The sequence below is a fragment of the Pseudomonas cremoricolorata genome (assembly GCF_000759535.1).
Classification (GTDB): Bacteria; Pseudomonadota; Gammaproteobacteria; order Pseudomonadales; family Pseudomonadaceae; genus Aquipseudomonas; species Aquipseudomonas cremoricolorata_A.
The window spans coordinates 4,595,188-4,610,188 of sequence record NZ_CP009455.1 but is presented as its reverse complement, the minus strand read 5'-3'; the positions used below and the strand labels follow the sequence as shown (position 1 = coordinate 4,610,188).

8 protein-coding genes and 5 tRNA genes are annotated in these 15,001 nt (G+C 60.8%); 8 read left to right on the top strand and 5 right to left on the bottom strand.

The window, feature by feature from the left end:
• Positions 1-161 precede the first annotated feature (161 nt).
• Positions 162-1,052 (top strand): ATP-binding protein, encoded by an 891-nt coding sequence (locus LK03_RS20765; protein WP_038414402.1) that lies wholly within the window; start codon positions 162-164, stop codon positions 1,050-1,052.
• The gene (locus tag LK03_RS20760; protein WP_038414400.1) at positions 1,049-1,531 is read left to right on the top strand and encodes a GAF domain-containing protein; all 483 of its coding nucleotides are present in this window, start codon (positions 1,049-1,051) and stop codon (positions 1,529-1,531) included. Before LK03_RS20765 ends, LK03_RS20760 begins: the two co-directional genes overlap by 4 nt.
• A 40-nt stretch (positions 1,532-1,571) precedes the next feature.
• Here LK03_RS20760 and LK03_RS20755 read toward each other — a convergent pair whose 3' ends face one another.
• Positions 1,572-2,339 (bottom strand): hypothetical protein, encoded by a 768-nt coding sequence (locus LK03_RS20755; RefSeq protein WP_038414398.1) that lies wholly within the window; start codon positions 2,337-2,339, stop codon positions 1,572-1,574.
• Positions 2,340-2,607: 268 nt separating this feature from the next.
• On the opposite strand from LK03_RS20755, the gene LK03_RS20750 reads away from it, so the two are divergent.
• The 5 genes from LK03_RS20750 (at position 2,608) to LK03_RS20730 (ending at position 3,183) form a co-directional block, all read left to right on the top strand.
• Positions 2,608-2,683 (top strand) — tRNA-Glu (locus LK03_RS20750).
• A gap of 2 nt (positions 2,684-2,685) precedes the next feature.
• A tRNA-Gly gene (locus LK03_RS20745) sits at positions 2,686-2,761 on the top strand.
• Between the two features lie 105 nt (positions 2,762-2,866).
• Positions 2,867-2,942: transfer RNA gene (locus LK03_RS20740), tRNA-Glu, on the top strand.
• A 3-nt stretch (positions 2,943-2,945) separates the two neighbouring features.
• Positions 2,946-3,021, top strand: a tRNA-Gly gene (locus tag LK03_RS20735).
• An 86-nt stretch (positions 3,022-3,107) separates the two neighbouring features.
• Positions 3,108-3,183: transfer RNA gene (locus LK03_RS20730), tRNA-Gly, on the top strand.
• A 112-nt stretch (positions 3,184-3,295) separates the two neighbouring features.
• Here the strand turns inward: LK03_RS20730 and LK03_RS20725 are convergent.
• The 4 genes from LK03_RS20725 to LK03_RS20710 all read right to left on the bottom strand — a co-directional run bounded on the left by LK03_RS20725 (position 3,296) and on the right by LK03_RS20710 (position 12,842).
• Positions 3,296-4,381 carry a fimbrial protein gene (locus LK03_RS20725; protein ID WP_038414397.1) on the bottom strand — a complete coding sequence of 362 codons (1,086 nt, stop codon included), beginning with the start codon at positions 4,379-4,381 and terminating at the stop codon, positions 3,296-3,298.
• Positions 4,378-6,954, bottom strand: a complete 2,577-nt coding sequence (locus LK03_RS20720; protein WP_049870585.1) for a fimbria/pilus outer membrane usher protein — start codon at positions 6,952-6,954, stop codon at positions 4,378-4,380. The genes LK03_RS20725 and LK03_RS20720 overlap by 4 nt, the downstream gene beginning before the upstream one ends.
• Before the next feature lie 263 nt (positions 6,955-7,217).
• Entirely contained in the window at positions 7,218-12,233 is a 5,016-nt protein-coding gene (locus tag LK03_RS20715; RefSeq protein ID WP_167334509.1) for an RHS repeat domain-containing protein, read from the bottom strand.
• A 195-nt stretch (positions 12,234-12,428) separates the two neighbouring features.
• Positions 12,429-12,842, bottom strand: coding sequence for a hypothetical protein (locus LK03_RS20710; RefSeq protein ID WP_038414396.1), 414 nt, complete (start codon positions 12,840-12,842; stop codon positions 12,429-12,431).
• Between the two features lie 352 nt (positions 12,843-13,194).
• Here LK03_RS20710 and LK03_RS20705 point away from each other — a divergent pair, with 352 nt between their 5' ends.
• Complete coding sequence (locus LK03_RS20705; protein ID WP_038414395.1) at positions 13,195-14,988, top strand: hypothetical protein; 1,794 nt, start codon at positions 13,195-13,197, stop codon at positions 14,986-14,988.
• The last annotated feature ends 13 nt before the right edge of the window (positions 14,989-15,001 follow it).

Below are 15,001 nucleotides of genomic sequence, written 5' to 3'. Positions count from 1 at the left end.
AGGCCCCGAGCAGGTGGATGGGGTTGCGCCTGTGACTGCGATGGTAGCCGCAATGCGGCTCGCGTGGGTCAACCAACGCTACGCTATGCGCGCCCAGCCGCACTGTGCCACGAACGTCTGCCGCGCGTGCCGTTGCGTCGTCTAACACCATAGGAGCCATCATGGACCCCCGCCTGACCGCCTTTCTCGAACGTGCCGATTCGCTACTGACCCGCCTCGAACCGTTGCTGCCAGCCCTGCGCCCCGCGCTCGACTGGCATACCACACTGGCCGCACGCTGGCAGCGCGACGGTCGCAGCGGCTATTTGCAGCCGTTGCAGGTGAGCCTGGACATGCGCCTGTCCGACCTGATCGGCGTCGACAAACAGTGCCAGCAACTGGGCCGCAACACCGAACAGTTCATCGCCGGTCTGCCGGCCAACCATGCGTTGCTGTGGGGCTCGCGTGGCACTGGCAAGTCGTCGCTGGTGCGCGCCTTGCTCGCCGAGCACGCTGCAGCGGGCCTGCGCCTGATCGAGATCGAGCGCGACCACCTGGCCGACCTGCCAAGAGTGGTCGAGCTGCTGCACAGCTTGCCGCAGCGCTTCGTGCTGTTTTGCGACGACCTTTCCTTCGAGGCCGGCGAGGGCGATTACCGGGTGCTGAAAAGTGTGCTAGATGGCTCGCTGGAGCAGGCCCCGGACAACGTACTGTTGTACGCCACTTCCAACCGCCGCCATCTGGTGCCGGAACAACTGAGCGACAACGAAAACTGGAAGCGGGTCGACGGTGAGCTGCACCCCAGCGAGGCGGTGGAAGACAAGATCGCGCTGTCTGACCGCTTCGGCCTGTGGCTGTCGTTCTATCCGTTCACCCAGGAGCATTACCTGGAGGTGGTCGAGCACTGGATCAGCCAGCTGGCGACCCAGGCCGGCCTTTCCTGGCAGCGCGATGACGCGCTGGATATTCTCGCCGTGCGCTGGGCCACCGGGCGCGGCAACCGTAATGGCCGATGTGCCTACCAGTTCGCCCGCTACTGGGTCGGGCTGCAATTGTTGGAGCAGAATCAATGATCGACTTGAATGCCAGCGGCGCCGGCCTCGATGGCTATGATTTGCTGGCCGCGCAGGTGCAGGCGCTGTTTGCCGATGAACGTGACTTCATCGCCAATGCCGCGCAGTTTTCCGCGTTTCTCTATCACCAGCTCGAGGACCTGAACTGGGCCGGGTTCTACCTGAACCGCAACGAAGAGCTGGTGCTCGGGCCGTTCCAGGGCCAGGTGGCGTGTGTGCGCATTCCCTTCGACCGCGGTGTCTGTGGCGCTGCTGCAGCCACCCGGCAGACGCAGCGGGTCGAGGACGTCCACGCATTTCCCGGGCACATCGCCTGCGACAGCGCGTCGAACAGTGAACTGGTGATCCCGTTGCTCAAGGATGGCCGCCTGGTTGGCGTGCTGGACCTGGACAGCCCGCGCATCGGCCGCTTCAGCGAGGCCGATCAGGCCGGTTTGGAGCGTCTGGCCAGTCTTTTCCTGGCATTGACCGACTGTTGAAAGCACAAGGCCCGGTCGCTGCCGACCGGGCCTTGGTGAATCAGTCATACATCGCTTTTTTCTTCCAGGTTTCTTCGTCGTCGGTCTTCAGACCTTCGGTGAGCTGATTTTCCTCGTCCGCTGCCGGCTCCATCTGGTCCAGTACCTGGGCGTCGGCCCGCGCCAGCAGTTTTTCCAGGTACACGCGCTGCTCTTCATAGAGTTTCGGTTCGGCCTGCTTGCGCAGGTACTGCACACCGCGCTCGAATGCCAGGCGTGCCTGGCCGGGCTGTTGCTGCTGCAGGGCGCGCTGGCCGAGGTTGTTGAAGAACTCGATGTGCAGCAGCACCAGGATGTGGCGGATTTCCTTGGCCCAGTGCTTGCCCTCGATATTCTGCAAAAAACCCTCGGCGGTGGCGCGCACCACTTGGTTGTGCAGCACTTCGAGCACGAAGCGCACGTCCTTGGCCTTGGTTTCGGTGAGGATCGGGGCAGGGGGGTTGTTGATCGGTATGTCTTCGCCCTTGTCGATCAGCGCCTGCAGTTCCTTGATGCGCGCCTGCCACTGGGCGTTGTTGCGCTCCACGGCGAGCAGTCGCTGATTGAGGTTCAGTTCCAGCCGGGTGAGCAGGAGTTTGAGCGGCGTGCTCATCAGTTGGCCGGGGAACGTTTCGTTGATGTCTTCGCAGCGGCGCAGGCGGTCGCCCAGCTCGACCTTGGCCCGGGTGCGCTCGACCTTGGTGTTTTCGACCACGTTGTTGAGGTAGCCGATGACAATCAGCAGGGCGATCCCGGCGACGATGAGCAGGGTGATCAGAAGTGGGGTCACCGCGAATGCCTCTATATAGGAGAAGAGCCATGGGCCAGGTATGGCGCAATGGCATGAGCTTGCCGAGCCGTCGTCAGAAAAGCAACGCCAGTGTTTCGACTGCCGGCCGCTCGGCCTGACGGCGAGCGGGAAGTCATTGATTTAAATAAATTTCTACAAAGGTGTTGACGACTTACATAGGCGTCCCTAGAATGCGCGCCACTTGCAGCGTAAAGCACACAGCGAAACGCTTCAGGTAGTGAAAGCAGCATGAAAATGCTTGCAGCGTGTCCCCTTCGTCTAGTGGCCTAGGACACCGCCCTTTCACGGCGGTAACAGGGGTTCGAGTCCCCTAGGGGACGCCATTGCGGGAATAGCTCAGTTGGTAGAGCACGACCTTGCCAAGGTCGGGGTCGCGAGTTCGAGTCTCGTTTCCCGCTCCAGTTTCTCCGGCAACGCTTCGCGGCGGGGCAGGAAAAGAAAATCCAGGTTGAATCGCGAGGTTCAGGTCTGGTGCACTGAAAGTCTTGTACTGAACAGTGTCGTGTGTCCCCTTCGTCTAGTGGCCTAGGACACCGCCCTTTCACGGCGGTAACAGGGGTTCGAGTCCCCTAGGGGACGCCATTTGCGGGAATAGCTCAGTTGGTAGAGCACGACCTTGCCAAGGTCGGGGTCGCGAGTTCGAGTCTCGTTTCCCGCTCCAGTTTAAAAAACTGTGGCGTCTATGCGGTGCAGTGGTGGTGAAGGTCGTCAAGGCGCTTCACGCCAACAGCGGTAAAGCTTCACATTGCGGGAATAGCTCAGTTGGTAGAGCACGACCTTGCCAAGGTCGGGGTCGCGAGTTCGAGTCTCGTTTCCCGCTCCAGATAGCAGCACGTAAAAGGGACCTCCGGGTCCCTTTTTGCGTTGTGGGCATTTCTACTGTCGAGCACTTGGGGCGAGCCGCCCGGCACTTGGAGGCCGGGCAGACATGGCCTTCAGCGGTAAGTGACAGTGAACTTCAAAGCGCCTTCAGCCACGCCAGGGGTGACTTTTGCATCGGTTTGATAGTAGCGGGCACGAAAATCCAGGCGCGTCGTGCCTAATTCAATGGACGTCACCCGTTCATGGGAAAGCAACGGAATCGGCGTGCCATCACTGCGCAATATCTGAATGCCCAGACCGCTGGCAGTAGAACTGCTGCTGAGGCTGAACAGGCCTTGACTGGCGTCGATAGGGGTCGAGCCGTTCACGCCCCCTTCGAGATAGACATGTACGTTCGCTCGAGTGGCACCCGGGGTGCTGTCGTCTGCGCAATCGCTCAGGGTGATATGGAAGGGCACGTCGGCTGTCGTTGCACCGACATGGGTAAACTCGTCGGTCTTGTGATCGCCAAGTTGTACCGGGTCGGCGCTCACGGGATTACCCAGCACGGAGCACTGGGCGCGATTGATCGTCGCCGAGATCGAGTAATCCATGGCCTTGCCCACGGTGTGGTAGATACCGTGGAACATTTCCCCCTGGACGCGCTGCGGGCCGGCAGCGATCTCGCCGATCTTGACGAACGATAACTCGCCGAACATATGCTCCAACGGCATACCGATGGCGGTATTTTGCGTCATCACGCCCGTATAAGGAATGGCCGTGCCGTCGTCCGGTGTGAAGTTGTTGGTCGCAGTGCCTTCATAGGGGTAGCCCAGGTTTATGTACACACCTACCCCTGGTACATTGGTCTGCAGTATCCGGCCATCGACCGGCTTGCCATCGATCGGAGGGATGTAGCCGGCGAATATCGGGGCGCTGTTAGGCAGTCGTGCGGTGACTGGATCGGTGGCGCTGTAAAAGCAGGTCAGTTCCGAGCCTTCCACGTTCGCGGAGTACAGCGAGGCTTTGCCGAAAACCGTACCTACCGGGGCGTTACGCGCTACCCAGAACGAGCCCATGTCGCGCTGGAAGGTCATGTAGGTGGGTTTGCCGGGCCACCACCTGCATTCGGCCTGTACCACAGTCGAGGCCAAGAGCAGCATCAGCAGAGAAATCAGGTTAGCAGTGGGTCGTACACGGCGGCGACACAAGCGGGTCATGGGCGGGGGCCTTCAGAATCAGTGGTAGAAGTTGACAGGTCATCGTGCGCGCGCTCTGGCGAGCATTCGAATGTCTGAATGCGATACCCGCTGTCTTCAGGCATCAAGCTGGGGTCGAGGGTGACGTGGCAGGTCTGCGAGCCAGCCACCCCCCATCGCACTTGCAGCCGCTGAAGACCTGGCTGGCTGCTGGCCAGCAGGGTTTGCCCAGCCTGGCCGACCACGCCCAGAATTTGCTCGTGTTCATCGCTGACTTGCGCGCCGAAGGGCAATGGCCGGCCATCGGGTTGAAGCAGGGTCAGGACCATGCGCAACACATGCCGTGTATCGAAGCGGCTCATCACCACGGCGCCTCGGCGTGGCACCAACTGCTGACTGGTATTGTCGATGACGATCTCGGGCGACAGGTCGTCGGTGTCGAGTGCCACTGGATTGATCCGATAAGGACGCAGGTGTGGAATCAGCAGGAAACCTTCAGCGTCGCTACGCGACGAAGTCGCATTCTGTAACCCGATGCCCTCGACATCGGGAACGTGCAGCAGCGCCATGGTTTCCCCCAGATAATTGCCGAACGTGACGCCTTGGGCATGCAGCACCATTGCACCGCTGGTATTGAGCGACAGGTTCCGGTAGCCGCTGCCTGCGCTATAGCCGACGCCATAGTTGGCTTGGCCACTCTGGAAGGCCAGCGATACCGCGGCGGATTTGCGTTGGCTGGCGTCGTTGGCCAGTGAGGTCTGATAGCTCAGGCGATTGTCCAGAGCCGCACCTTGCAAGCTGGCACGTTCGCTGTACTGGCCGTTGGTACGCTGTACATCGAAGGCGGCCCGGTGTGGGCGGCCGAACTCCAGCGGAAAGCTCAGACTCAAGCCAAGCAGGCGGTTGTCGGTGTAGCGGCTGCTGAGGGACTGAGAGGCGAACAGGTTGACGCCCACCTCGCCGATTCGGGTGCTGTATTGCAACTGGTACTGACGGCGCTGGTAGCCGCTGGTCCAGTAGTCTTCCTGGGACAGGGTCAGGCTCAGCGAACTGCTCTGGGCGAACGTCTGGTATGCCGACACTTCCAGCCGACTGCGGCGGTTGCCCGGATAGCGCGTATCGAAATGGCGTTGCTGAATGGCTTCCTGAAAATCCCGATAGCCTTGCGTAGAGTAGCGGTAGCCGGCGAAACGCAGGTTGGTACCGCTCTGGAAACTTTTGCTGTAGCGCACGGCGTAGCTATGCCCCTGGACCTGTCCGAGCGCGCCACCCAAATCACTGCTAGCGCGGGTCACGTCGATCGATAGTGCGCCGAATTCACCGAAGTCACGGGCGACTCCCGCCACACCCGCGCGATAGTAGTCACTCGACAGCACACCGCCATACAGCGTGCTGTTCCAGACGCCACCTCGGGCCAACGTCCCTTGCCAGAATGCCGGGCTGTCGAGCTCCTCGGCACCGTTGTAGCGGCCAGCGGTCGCGCTGTAGCGCCACACGCCGTCGCGCAGCAGGCTGCCCAATGAGGAGTAGGGTTGCGTGAAGCGGCTGACCTGGCCGTCGCTTTCAGTGATGACGACTTCGAGTTCGCCATGCCCAGAGCCGACACTGAGGTCATCCAGGGCATAGGGGCCGGGTGCCACGTAGGTTGAGTAGATCGGATAACCATTGCGTAGCACTTCGATCTTGGCGCGGGTCTGAGCCACGCCGCGGATCACCGGAGCGTACTGCTGCTGGGCATCGGAAAGCATGTCCTGATCCGAGGCCAGACGCACGCCGGAAAAAGCGAAGCCACGAAACATCTCGCTGCCGGTGAAGGTTTCACCCACGGTGAGGTTGGCGCGCAGTCCGGGCAGATCACGCTGGGCGTAGGTGTCGTTGCGGGTCCATTGGCGCTCGCCGAGCGGATTCTCGCGATAAGTCTGATTGCTACGCAAACGCCAACCCCCGAGGTTCAGCCCGGTATTGAGGTAAAGGTCCTGGCTGCGTTCGCTGCGGCCATCGCTTCTGCGACTGTGCTGGGTCGAGGCCTGGTAGTTGACAAACGCGGCATTGATGCCTGAGTCCCACCGGTGCTCGGGCACGCTGCCACGGCGATCCTGGCTCAGGGCGATCTGCGGTATCGACAGCGAAAGACGCAGTTGCGCAGAGTCGAAGTCGACGTGCGCCTGTGGAACCCGCTCAGCCAGGTCGACGCAGCTTTCATCATTGGGCAGTGGCGCTTCCAGGGCTTGCTCACGTAGATCGAGGCTACGCAGCAGTTCGCCGGTCAGGCAGGCCTGCAGGGCATCACCGCCGGGGGCCAGGTGAAACACGATGGATTGCTCTTCGATGGGCGTGTGGTTGACCCATACCGCGACCCGGTAGCGCCCCGGTTGCAATGGCGTGTGGGGCGCCAGCGCCTGTAGTGCCAGGACACCGGCATCCGCTGCCTGACCAGGTGGCTGACGCATGAAACCGGCTTCGAACTGCGGTTTCGCGGTTTCGGCCAGTGCCGGGCTGGAGACGGTCAAGAGCAAATAACCGCTGAGCAACGGCGGCAGGAGAGCGAAGCGCGCACACAACGGCGGGGGCCTGAGAGGGTCGAGCTGGAGCATTGGCAGTGTCCTGAGCTGCACTGTCGATCGACCGCGCGGGCAGGATCGGCAACGCATGGCTGGAGCCTGATGGGCATTGACGCACGCGGCGGCGAGAGCCAGCGGAAACGTCGGATTCAAGGCCGCTAGGGTAGGGGCCTGAGGGGACGGAGAATGTAGGAAGAGTCTGTAGTGCGGGGTGTCGGAATCGACAGGGTGGAGATTGCAAGAAAGCCCGCTGCTGGGCAGCGGGCGGTGATGATTCGAGGTCTAGGAGGGGTGGACTAGAGTCGTCTGAAGTCGCCTGTGAGGTCCTTGAAAGCTTTCCCTCCTGGGCCCACCAGAGTTAAGTTTATTAGCCCGTGGCTCGGAGGCGTCGGAGTGCCGGATGCACTCGGTTGCGAGATTGTTTGGGGTGGGACTGGCGCAGAAGATGAATTCCCTCCCAAGGCGGACGCTGACCCGGCCGAGACATCCGACATGGAACCGTTCAAGCTCGAAGAGGCACTGTGAATCGAGGCTTCAACCTCCCGGAAGACCTGAGAGCCGCGTGGGCTGGATCCTGCGGAAACTGACGGTGACCTGGACGATGCCGGAGAGACTTGAGGAGTCATGGCGATAGAAGTGCGGGGGCTGCTGACGACCGATGCCGCTCGACTGACTGCCGGGCTCTGTGGAAAGCGAACGCTCGTTGTGGCTCCCATCAGGTTCTTTAGATTGGTGGCGATCTGGGCATTGGAAAGCACGTTGGATTTCGCTATCTGCGCCGCCTTGACAGCCGCCTTGACAGCCGCCTTGCTCGCCGACGCGCCCGAGTACGCCAAAAAACCGCCGGCGAACGACAGGACGTAGCTAATGCCGCTCATGGTGTTGGAAAGCTCGATGTTGTCCTGTCCAACCATGACCGCTATCGCGCCAGTGACGGCCGAAGCGCCCAGGGCGACCACGCCTACCACACCCTTGATATAGGCCGCCGTCAAGCCGATGGTAGCCGGTGCCGCCCATGGCATCGTCACTGCCGCAGCCACGAACATCGCGACGCCTATGCCCACGCTTATCCAGGCACTCCAGGGTGTCTTGGGCTTTTCGGGCTGATCGATCAGCTCCGGCGGGTCGCGGTCGTAGACGCCTTCCGCTCGGTGGCCGGTCGGGTCATGCCAGTTGACAGGGTTGCCCAGGGCATAGGCATAAGGGTTGATGCCCGCGTCTTCAGGGTTCATCGAATCGGGGCTATGGAAGCGCATCAGCGCGGGGTTGTAGGCGCGGTAGCCGCTGCCCAGCAGGTACCAGCCGATGGCCTCTTCGCGCGCTTCGCCGTTGAACGCCAGCAGGCCATGCAATCCATCGTCCTCGGCGCGCTCGCCGTAGGCGCTGTACTGGGCATCGCGAACGCCTTGGCGGTCGCATTCGCCGATCACGCTGCCGGACGGGTCCGTCAGCAGCAGTTGCGTGGCGGCGGCATTGCCCGCTCGCTGGATGCCAAGTGGTCTGCCAGCCCCGTACAAGTAGTGGGTCAGCACGTCACCCTCTCGGGTGCAGTCCAGGCGGTGGCCCAGATAGCGTCGGTGAACCTGACGGCCCCCTGCATGCACAGCACCCACCAGTTGATCATGACCGTCGTACCGATACTCGGCGAGCGCTGCGCCGTCGGCTTCGGTGACACGTTGCAAGCGTCCGAAGCTGTCGTACTCCAGCGCCCGACCCTGGTCATCGGTGAGCAGGTTGCCGTAGTCGTCGTAGTTGAACGTCTGTTCGGCAGGGTAATCCTCGAGTAGGCGATGAGTCACCTTCAACAGTTGGAAACTGCCATCGGTGGCGTAGGTAAAGTCGGCCCTGTCGGAGTTGCCGTCGGCAAAGCGGGTCTGGCAGCGTGTGATGTTGTTCTGGTCGTCGAAACGGAACAGTTGGTTGCTGATCGCACGGCCTTTGGCGTTGCAGGGCAGCAACTCGCCCTGACAGTCGTGTTCCACCAAGCGATCGAGTTCATCGTAGGTGAAGGTCTCCATGCGCAACCGCTTGCCGTCACGCTGCAGCGTTCGGGTGTGCAGGGTGTCGTTGTCATGCCAGGTGAAGTCGAGCACTTGTCGGTGCTGGCCGTCGACACTGAGCGTGCGTTGCACTTCACGTCCCAGCGCGTCGTACAGCTGCGTACACAGCGCCTCGCGGCCGCCGTCGGTGTCGGTAGTGCAGGTGGTATGCAACAGGCCGTCATCGTTGTAGGTCAACACACTGCGTAACGCGCCCTGGCTGATGGCCGTGACCCGTCCAATACTGTCGTAGGCGTATTCGCAGGCAATCGGGCTGTCCGAGTACTTGCGGTAGTACATGCGCCCTTGCAGTGAGTGACGGTACTCGGTGCTGTGCTGCTCGGTGCCATCCACCTCCCAGGTTTCGCTGGCCAGATACCCCTGATCGGTATAGCCATAGGCACGCGCACCGTTGCTGTTGCCGGCGCTGACGATGACGCCGGTGTCCGCAGCGAAGTCGAAATTGGACTCTAGGTCTGCACTGACCACCTCGCCGTCGACGAAACTTGCCTTGACCTGGGTCGGTAGCGGAGTGAGTCGAGGTTCGTAGGTATATTTCAGCACACGCTTGCGCGCGGCTTTGCCTGGCTGAGCGCTGTTGCTGGAGGTGCGGGTATCGACCAGCAACGTTCCGCCTTTGTAGCGATATTCCTCTACCCGCGGACCAACTTTGACCTTGAGCAGGCGATCGAGTCCGTCAAAAACGCGCTCGCTCAGCGTTTCGCAACGCTCGCTGCCGCGGCTGCGCACCGCTAGCCGTGTCGTCAGTTCATTGAGACTGTGCGGCGCGAATGTGCGCAGCACCTCGGTGCCGTCCGGGCGCAGCGTCGCCGTCATCCGGCCCCACAGGTCATAGGTGTAGGTGTTGACCCGCGCCACGGCCTTGCTATCTATCGTTGCGAAGGTAAAGGTGGTTTTGATGCAACGGCCCAGACCGTCGTACTCGAAATCCGTGCGACCGACCTGATGCGAGTCATTGCCGGCCTGCTCCATCAAGCGGTACTGATAGGCAGGCTTGTTCAGGGCGTTGAGCTGAGTCACCTGCACGTTCTGGCGAATGTCAGGGGCTGTTGTAGCGGCCTGCTGCTGGCCTGCAGTTGCTGGACTGACGGTCCACTGCGTGATCAGATCACCGCCGTCGCCGAAGGGAGACGTTTCGGTCACCGACTTGACCAAATCCGGCCCGATCACCTCGCAGCGGTTGCCCCAGCCATCGTAGGCATAGCGAGTGACCAGGGTCACATCAGCCTGGGGCGCTGGACTGGTTGCGTCAGACTCTGCGCGATAGTCGTAGGCAGTTTCGCTGACCAGGCGTCCAATGCTGTCGTACTGGTATTCGGCGGTCGTCCTCGAGCACCCTGAGCAATCCTGTCGCTCCTCTCGGATCACGCGGTTGAGGCCATCGTATATGACGCGACTGATGACGTTCTTGACGTCAGTGACCTGCTCGCAGGCATAGGTACGGCCGTTTTCCGTGAGCGTCGGGTAGGCATAGACACGGCTGGCCCTGTAGTGTGCATCGTCGGGCGAGCTGGTCTGCTCGAGCAAGCGATTGAGTGCGTCATAACGACTACGGGTGACCACCCCATTGAGGTCTTCGGTTTGCACCACCTGACCGCTGTGGATCGAGTGGATTTCGACCATCGTGGCCTCGGCGGTACCGCCTGCACCGCTGAATGTCTGCCGGGTTCGCAGCCATGTCGGTGCGCCCTCGGGGTCATCGGTCAAGTCGTAGCGAAAGCGCGTGGTAGACGTCTGGCCGTGGATGCTGACCTGCTGGCAGTCAGGGCGGCCGTGAAGGCGCGGGGTGTCAGGTTTGTCGAGGTAGGCATGCACCGACCTGCGCATGAGCGTTTCTGCCTCGGCCTCCGATTCGCCTGGCTGGCGCCCGTCCGAGACAGCGTTGCCTGCAGTCACCTCGCAGGTGTCTTCCTGCTTGATCGCCAGCCAGCCACCGGGCAGCGCCCTGGCAGTGCTCTGCGCCAGCGCGGTTTGCAGCGCATAGCGGTACCGCGTGCGTTTGATCGGGGCGCCAGGCAAGTGAGCCGCCGGGTACTCGGTGAGGCTCTTGAGGTTGCGCAGAAAACCTTCGGGGTCTGCCGGGCAGCCATCGCCTCCTTCCTTGGGGTAATACTCGCGTACCAGGCGTATGCCGCTGGCCTGAGTTTCCACCAGCAGGTTGCCCGCCGTGTCGTAGGTCATCTGCAAGGTTTCATCGCGACGCTTGCTCGAGTCGCCGGACAGGGTTTTGCTCTTGGTTATTCGTTTAGGTAACTGGAAGTAGCTCGGCTGGTCATCGAAGGCCGTATTCGGCACTTCGTGATACTCGGTGGTGACGGTTTCGATGCAGCCTTGTTGGGTGGTGAGGCTCTCGGTCAACAGATGGAAGCGGTTATAGGTGCACTTGACCGTGCGCAGCACCTGGTCTTGCAGGTAATGGCTGACTGTCGAGTCGTAGTTGTAGCTGCTGCCGGTGAACTTGTAGAGATTGTCGCGCCCATCGTCTGTCCATTGGACACCTGTGCCGTAACCCAGAAAGTTGTTCTGGCTGTAGGCATAGGTCGATTTCATGTGGGTGGCAGGGTCCAGCGGGTCGGGCTGACGTAAATGCTCGATGACGTAGGGCAGAGTCCTGGCGACGCCGGGAAAGCGATGGCCGTGTTCGTTGTAAGTCAGCGTCTCGATCCCGCCAATCGGATTGGCCAGGCGTGTGACATAGCGCAGATTGCCGAACCGGGCGTAGCTGAAATGCCAACTGGGCTTTTCGTCGCTTGGGAGCTCGAGCCTGCGCAATTCCTGATTGTCCAGCTCGAAGATGAACCGCTTGGCCACGGATGTGCCAGGATCGAGGTCCAGCATGACTCGGGCATTACTGCTGTAGTCGATGTTCAGCAGGGTGCGGTGGGTGTCGTCGATGATCGTGGACAGGCGTGGCTGACTATCGACCGTGGTGTACTCTAAGTTGATGCCGTGACCCGAGGGCGCCATTACCCTCACTGGCATGGCCACTTCGCGCTGTGGGCCCTGGGGTTCGAGAATCTCGATCAAGCCGGCTTTATGCGCAATCCGCCAGCGTGGTCTGTCACCCTCGCCGATGTTGCTGAACTGGAAGCTTTCCAGTTTGCGTTCGGCAATCGCGGCCGCCTGTCCCGGACCATTGTCCGCTACCCGAAATCGTTCACCCGTGTGCAGGGAAAGCATGCCGCTGGAGAGCGAAAAGTGGCTAAGTTGCAATGCCCAGCCAATACCGAAACCGCTGTTGCTCTCATCCATGGGATTGAACATCAGCTGTAAGGGTAGTTCTGGGCCGCAGAGCATATTGGCTGTCATCTGAGGTAGTTCAATGCCAACGGAAAACTGCCCCGTACGTTGATCGACGCTACCGCTGATGAAACCCAGGAAGTTAAGAGCGTTGGAATGCAGAGACATGATGATGTTCCTCGGGCGTTCGATTGAAATGGGAGGGCTTCAGCGGGTACCGCCACGGGGAGAAACGTTGACCGTGACCACGTCGAGTGAATCCGCCTGCGCCGATCCCTGTTTATCGATCACCTCCAGGCCCAACCCCTCTTTGATAAAATCTTCCTTGGCATAACTGTTGACGAAATAATGAACGTCGTAACTATTTAACTTCGCCGGTTGATGAGTCGTCTTTAGCGTCATTGACCAGCCGCCTTTGCCGGTCAATACGACCGTTGCCGCTGAGGGCAGATCGTCCATTTGAATCTTTCGCGGCTTGTCGAGTTTGTTCCCGCCACTGCCGACGGTGAGCGTGTAGGTCTTTCCCCAGCCGTCGGTTGGAATATTGAGCGACACGAACTTGCCGTCGGGATTGCTAATGATGATGCTGCCTGATTGCTGTGGCGTTGCTGAATGAGTCATTGAGTAGGCCTCGCGCAGTGCGCTCGTTAAACGCGTGAAGTGCAGACATGTCAGGAGATCGACGTGCCTGTCGACTTGCCGTTGACTGACAGATGTGCAGTGTCACCGAGGCTAGGGCAAGCGGTGCTGTGGCGCACCTGGCAGATATATCAGGTGGGCCGCTGGCCGCGATTTACCTCGTGGTCGTACGTGCAAGGGCAGCGACCTGACAATTCTGCCAGTTGTCTGCGGTTCCACCAGCCGCCTATAACTTGAAGTCATGACGCAGCGGGTGCGCCGTTGTGAATGCACCATGGGCCTGCAACTTGCATAGGGGCGTAGCCAGCGTGTGTCGAACTTCGAGGATGCAAGAATGAACGAACTATCAAAGGTCGATTATGAGAAACCTCTCATTCCCGACCTGAATGATGCGGCAGAAGTCGATCTGGAAAAGTTGGGAAGCTCGCCGTTAACCGCGGTTATCAAGTTCACCGGCATGCAACCGGGGAACCTGGTCCGCCCACGCTGGGTCGGCGCGTCGCCTGAAGGCGTGGTGTTCGATGATATTGGTGCCGAGTTACCGATCGTGCCGGCCGATCTGGCCGATGGCAAACGCATCGAAATTACCAATACTGCCGTTCGCAGCGCGGCCGGTGGTTGGGCATTCTTTTCCTACACCGTGAACGGTCAAGTCGAGTCGCTGCGCAGGTTTTGCTTCATCGGTGTTCGTCCGCGGCCGCCGAGTGAGGCATTGTCGGTGATTCACGCGCTACCCTCGCACGACTTGGTTCTGCGGCGCAGTGACTTCCCTGATGTCGGGGTGACGCTGGTCGTTGCGCCCTATCAAGCCATGCAAATCGGCGACACCATCACCGTCAAACTAGTGGGTTACGATGAGGACGGGGTCGAGGATGACGACCGAATCGACGTGATCGTGGTTAGCAAAGCTCACATGCAAGGGCAGTCGCTGTCGGTCGATGTGCCCAAGTATTGGTTCAGCTACCTTGAGGGGGGCTATGTCCGCGCCGGCTACCGTATCAAGTTCGCGGACGGGGTGGAGCTCGACGCGCCAGAGCAGCGTTTCGAGGTCGACTCCAGCGCAACGCTTCCTCCGTACCTGCCCAAGCCGACGATCGTGGGTCATGCCGAAGGAACCCCGCTCGATCCCGCCAAGTTCCGCGACGGCCTGACGATTCAGGTACCGACTTACCCGGACATTACAGTGTCTGATCGCATCCTGGTGCGTTGGCGCAGCGCTGCCAGCGACACGATCCTGCCGCTGCGCGTCGATCCCAGCACCCTGGTGGCGGGGCCGGTGTTGTTCAGGCTGCCCGCCGAGGTGCTCACGTTGAGCAGCGGCACCAGCGCTCGGCTGTCTTACCTGTATGGACGTGAAAACGCCAGCTTGAGTGCCGAAGCGCTACAGGTCGATGTGGTCATGCCACGTACTTTGCGTGTGCCGGATGTCGGCGGCGCGCAGCCGGATTCGACCCCCGCCTGGGGCACTCTGACTGCATTGAACGCAGTCGATGGGGTCTACATCAGTGTGCCTGCGGATACGCTAGCGCCTGGCGAAAGCCTCGAGGTGCATTGGGCGGGCAAGCCGCCACACGGTCATTACATAGCCAGAACACCGGTCAGACCGGATAACCCGCTGCGTTTCTTCATACCCGCACAGTATGTGGCGGCCAATCTAGGCCGTGGTGACCGGGATGAAAGCAAGCGCTTCGATGTGTTCTATCGATTGACTGCGCGTGGCGACCATGTCGATTCGCCGTCCTACAGGCTGCGCATCAAACCTTTCGCCAGCAGCGCGTATCCGCAGATCACCTGTTTGCAGGCGAGCGGTTCTGTATTGTCCCTCGCCAGAGTGCCAGCCACAGGCGCCGATCTGACACTGGGTACCTGGTACCTGGCAGCACCGGGTCAATTGTTGACGGTGTCTGTGTCCGGCGTGAGTGCCGAGGGACCTCTGGAGGCCGTTATCTGCGACCGTGTGGAGGTGACGGCAGAACAAGTCAGTACTGGGGTGAAGGCCACATTATCGAAACACGTGCTCGAGCAATTGAGCATTGGCACTTCTTTCACCCTGCGCGCCAGTGTGAGTTATGACGGCGGTGATTACTTTACTCCAATGCGCAGCAGCACGTTGACGCTGTCTCGCTGAAAAGACGCGTATC